Here is a 1,508-nt window from a genome sequence, read left to right on the forward strand (position 1 = left end):
ATCGGTTCAGCCTGTACTCGCGGCGCCGGAGCGAAGCGGAGGGGCCGTGAGCGGTCCGGAGCGTAGCGGAGGGGCCGTTCACCATCCGGCCGCAGAGGATGCGCACCATCACGCCGACGTCTCCGGGGGCTGGCTACGCGCCGCTGTCTTCGGGGCGATGGACGGGCTGGTCACCAACATCGCGCTGATCGCCGGGGTCGGCGGCGGCGGGGTCGCGGCCGACGACATCGTGCTCACCGGCACCGCCGGGCTGGTCGCCGGGGCGATCTCGATGGGCCTGGGGGAGTACACCAGCGTCCGCGCGCAGAACGAGCAGCTCGCCGCCGAGGTCGCCAAAGAGCGGCAGGAGCTCATCAAGTTTCCGGAGGCGGAGGCGGCGGAGCTGGCCCGCGTCTGGGAGGCCCGCGGTGTGCCGCCGGAGCTGGCGCTGCAGGTCGCCTCGATCGTCGGGCGCAACCCCGACGAGGCGGTGCGCGTGCACGCTCAGGAGGAGCTCGGGATGGACCCGGACGACTCACCGAGCCCGTGGGTCGCCGCCGGATCGTCCTTCGTCTGCTTCTCGATCGGTGCTCTGGTCCCGCTGCTGTCCTACCTGCTGGGAGCGTCCTCGTTGACGATCTCCCTCGCGGCAGGCGGCGCCGGGCTGTTCGTCGCCGGCGCCCTGGTGGCCCGGTTCACCCGGCGGCCGTGGTGGTGGTCGGGGCTGCGGCAGCTGCTGCTGGGTGCGGCGGCGGCCGGAGCCACATTCGCGATCGGTCTGCTCTTCGCGGCCTAGACCGTCTCGGGGCTATGGTGATCCCCGAGACGGTAGGGCTCACGAGACGGGTGTGACTAACGACGCGGCTGCATCGTCGGACCGGCCCACGCGGTGCGGCGCATGTTGGCCTCCTCTCGTTCGGACGCTCGTGGCGTGATGCAACGATCGTCGCGGAGCGGACAGCCCTACGGGGTGACGCGGCCTTGCTGTGGCACGCTTTCGGGAGTATTGGGTCCGTGCCCGGTTTGTCAGGCTTTTCCGGGGAACGGCACCGACACCGGCGTGGTGCCGGACGCCTGGCGGAGCGTCACGGCGCGGGTGGCGCAGTCGATGAGCGCGTCCAGCGCCAGCTTGCGCACCTCGCCCGCCGTCGCCGGCAGCGCGAGCCGCCACTGGGCGGCGGTGCGCTCCTCCAGCAGTACCGCCAATTTCAGCGCGGAGGCACGGTCCGTGACCGGGAAGGGCATCTGGTAGGCGGGTGCGGCCGCCGGTAGCGTCACCCCGGCGCCGGACAGGCGCACGACCAGCGCGTCGCGGCGGTTGCGGTGCGCCGCCTCGGCGGTGCGGGCCAGGCCGATCGTGCTGCCGTCGAGCTTCGGCCCGGCGATGCCGTAGCCGTAGATCGCGGCGTGCTCGGCCTGCAGCGCCGCGATGAGCCGCTCGTCCGCCGGGGTGGTCATGCGTCCTCCGCTCCGCTCCGGCCGCATGCCCTCCAAACTGAGCCCATGATGACCGGCCTCCTCCGCTTCGC

The 1,508-nt window shown here is 72.6% G+C and carries 2 protein-coding genes; one reads left to right on the top strand and one right to left on the bottom strand.

Features of this window, described 5'->3' with window-relative positions; genetic code table 11:
• The first annotated feature begins 46 nt into the window (after positions 1-46).
• Entirely contained in the window at positions 47-775 is a 729-nt protein-coding gene (locus IEZ31_RS55675; protein WP_268241781.1) for a VIT1/CCC1 transporter family protein, read from the top strand.
• 230 nt (positions 776-1,005) lie between these two features.
• On the opposite strand, the gene IEZ31_RS55680 is transcribed toward IEZ31_RS55675, so the two are convergent.
• Positions 1,006-1,437, bottom strand: a complete 432-nt coding sequence (locus IEZ31_RS55680; RefSeq protein ID WP_190258277.1) for a ferritin-like domain-containing protein — start codon at positions 1,435-1,437, stop codon at positions 1,006-1,008.
• Positions 1,438-1,508 lie beyond the last annotated feature (71 nt).

This window comes from Dactylosporangium sucinum (assembly GCF_014647515.1).
GTDB classification, from domain to species: Bacteria; Actinomycetota; Actinomycetes; order Mycobacteriales; family Micromonosporaceae; genus Dactylosporangium; species Dactylosporangium sucinum.